Source organism: Phenylobacterium sp. (assembly GCF_044236515.1).
Taxonomy (GTDB): Bacteria; Pseudomonadota; Alphaproteobacteria; order Caulobacterales; family Caulobacteraceae; genus Phenylobacterium.
Genome location: NZ_JBIIGK010000248.1, coordinates 1 through 2,924, shown reverse-complemented (window position 1 = coordinate 2,924; position 2,924 = coordinate 1). Strand labels below are relative to the sequence as shown.

Below are 2,924 nucleotides of genomic sequence, written 5' to 3'. Positions count from 1 at the left end.
TCGAGCGCGTGGTCGAGGCGGCCGACCATCTCCTTGGGACACACCTGGTGGAAGCGCTCCAGCGCCCGGTCCCAGTCGAGCAGCAGTTCGCGAGCGAGGGGCGAGCCGGTCTCGCGCGCATGCTCCTCGACGAGGTTGCGGAGCACGCCTTGCCAGTGGCCGTTGGCGACCGGGCAGACGACCACGCTCTCGCGGTTGAGCGACAGGCGGAAGGTGTCGTCGGCGTCGTAGACGAAGGCCATGCCGCCGGTCATGCCGGCCGCGAAGTTGAAGCCGACGCGGCCGAGGATCACCGCGACGCCGCCGGTCATGTACTCAAGGCCGTTTGCGCCGCAGCCCTCTACCACCGCCGTCGCCCCGGAATTGCGCACCGCGAACCGCTCGCCCGCCAGGCCGGCGGCGAACAGCCGACCCGACGTCGCGCCGTAGAGCACGGTATTGCCGAGGATGGCGTTGCTTTCCGGCCGCGCCAGCAACCCGGTCGGCCGGATCACGATCGTCGCTCCCGAAAGACCCTTGCCGACATAGTCGTTGGCCTCGCCGGTCAGCTCGATCCGCAGGCCCTGGACCGCGAAGGCCCCGAGGCTTTGGCCGGCCGAGCCGCGCAGCTGCAGGGTCAGATGGCCGGCCGGCAGGCCGTCCATGCCGTAACGACGGACGATGTGCGAGCTGGTCCGGGCGCCGATCGACCGCTGGGTCGAGGCGACGGTGTAGGTCAGCTGCATCTTCTCGCCGCGCTCGAACACCGGCCCGGCGTCGCGAACGATCTGGGCGTCGAGGGTGTCGGGCACCTCGTTGCGGCCGTGGACCGTGCAGTAGGGTTTGTTCTGGCCGGGGTCCGCCTTGACCAGCAGCGGGTTGAGGTCGAGGTCGTCGAGGTGCGCGCCGCCGCGCGAGACCTGCATCAGAAGGTCCGTGCGGCCGACGATCTCCTGCAGCGACTTCACGCCCAGGCTGGCGAGGATCTCGCGCACTTCCTCGGCGATGAAGGTGAAGAGGTTGATCACCTTGTCCGGCGTGCCGGTGAACTTGGCGCGCAGGCTCTCGTCCTGGGTGCAGACCCCCACCGGGCAGGTGTTGGAGTGGCACTGGCGGACCATGATGCAGCCCATGGCGATGAGGCTGGCCGTCCCGATCCCGAACTCTTCGGCGCCGAGCATGGCGGCGATCACCACGTCGCGGCCGGTGCGGATGCCGCCGTCCGTGCGCAGCAGCACCGAATGGCGCAGGTTGTTCAGCGTCAGGACCTGGTTGGCCTCGGAAAGGCCCATCTCCCACGGGCCGCCGGCGTACTTGATCGAGGTCTGCGGCGAGGCGCCGGTGCCGCCGACGTTGCCGCTGATCAGGATCACGTCCGCCTTGGCCTTGGCGACGCCGGCGGCGATGGCGCCGATGCCGGTCATGGCGACCAGCTTCACGGTCACCCGGGCGTCAGGGTTGATCTGCTTCAGGTCGTAGATGAGCTGGGCCAGATCCTCGATCGAATAGATATCATGGTGCGGCGGCGGGCTGATCAGCATCACCCCCGGCGTCGAGTGCCGCAGCTTGGCGATCAGCTCGGTGACCTTGAAGCCGGGCAGCTGGCCGCCCTCGCCGGGCTTGGCGCCCTGGCTGACCTTGATCTCGATCTCGCGGCACTGGTTCAGGTACTCGGCGGTGACGCCAAACCGGCCGGACGCGATCTGCTTGACCGCCGAGTTCGGGTTGTCGCCGTTCGGCAGCGGCTTATAGCGCGCGCGATCCTCGCCGCCCTCGCCGGAGACAGACTTCGCGCCGATCCGGTTCATGGCGATGTTGAGAGCGCCGTGCGCCTCCGGGCTCAGCGCGCCGAGGCTCATACCCGGCGTGACGAAGCGCTTGCGGATCTCGTTGACGCTCTCGACGTCGTCCACCGCCACCGGCTTGGCGTCGGTGCGGATGTCCAGCAGGTCGCGCAGCTGGATGGTCGGCGCCCGGCGCATGCCTTCGGAGTAGCGCTTGAAGATCGAATAGTCGCCGCGGTCGCAGGCGGACTGCAGGGTGTGCATCATCCGGGCTTCAAAGGCGTGCGCCTCGCCGCCGCGGCGGGATTTGTAGAAGCCGCCGACCGGCAGGCTGAGCGCCGCCGGATCCCAGGCTCGGCGGTGCAGCTCGACCGCCTTGGCCTCAAGGCCCGCGAGACCGATGCCGGAGATCCGCGACGGCATGCCGGGGAAGAATTCGGCCACCAGGCTGCGTGAGAGGCCGACGGCCTCGAAGTTCAAGCCGCCGCGGTAAGACGAGACCACCGAGATGCCCATCTTGGCGATGATCTTCAGAAGCCCGCCTTCGATAGCGCCCTTGAAGTTCAGGCACAGCTCGCGCAGCGACCGCTCGCCGGTCAGGCCCCGCTCCTGGCGGTCCAGGAAGCTCTCCTGGGCGAGATAAGCGTTGACCGCCGTCGCGCCGACGCCGACCAGCACGGCGAAGTAGTGAGTGTCGAGGCACTCGGCCGAGCGCACGACGATCGAGACGTAGGAGCGCAGACCCTTGGCCACCAGCCAGGCGTGGACGCCGCCGGTCGCCAGGATCATCGGCAGGGCGACGCGGTCGGGGCCCGTCGCCTGGTCGGACAGCACGATGGTCGAGCAGCCGCGCAGGGCCGCGTCCTCGGCTTCCAGACGGATGCGTTCGAGGTTGGCGCGCAGGGCGTCGCCGGCCCGGGCGCCCGGGGCCGGCAGAGGCATGGTGCAGTCGACGACGGCGACGTTCTTCTCGCCGATCGCCTCGACCAGACGGGCGTACATGCCGGTGGTCAGGACCGGGCTTTCCAGCACGAACACGTCGGTCTGGGTCGCGTCCTCGGCGAGGATGTTGCCGAGGTTCTTGAACCGGGTTTTCAGGCTCATCACCGAGGTCTCCCGCAGGGAGTCGATCGGCGGATTGGTCACCTGGCTGAAGTTCTG

Annotated in this window: 1 protein-coding gene; it reads right to left on the bottom strand. The window is 68.9% G+C overall.

What is annotated here, in order from left to right; genetic code table 11:
• The coding region (gene gltB / locus ACILRF_RS15845) for a glutamate synthase large subunit (protein ID WP_395674592.1) at positions 1 to 2,924 on the bottom strand (2,924 nt) is incomplete at both ends.